The 239-nt window shown below is 52.7% G+C and carries 1 tRNA gene; it reads right to left on the reverse strand.

Annotation, left to right across the window (positions count from 1 at the left end):
• Positions 1–161 precede the first annotated feature (161 nt).
• Positions 162–238 (reverse strand) — tRNA-Met (locus OGY62_RS00010).
• Position 239 lies beyond the last annotated feature (1 nt).

The following is a 239-nucleotide window of genomic DNA, read 5'->3' on the forward strand; positions in this document are numbered from 1 at the left end:
CCACCCCGCGTCCGTCTTTCTGCTTCGTATTTCAAACCACATCTGCGTTGGCTTTCCTCGTTCACCTCAGTCACTTACTGGAGTAAGCTCCTAAGGATTCACTGCGTCGCCGCCTTGTTGTGATTCGAACTACTTTGCAAAATATTACATCAGATTTCAATTGGTTGCGGGGGCCGGATTTGAACCGACGACCTTCGGGTTATGAGCCCGACGAGCTACCAGGCTGCTCCACCCCGCGT

Origin of the sequence: Citrobacter sp. CK198, from assembly GCF_030333295.1 — a bacterium.
In the GTDB taxonomy this organism is placed as follows: Bacteria; Pseudomonadota; Gammaproteobacteria; order Enterobacterales; family Enterobacteriaceae; genus Citrobacter_B; species Citrobacter_B koseri.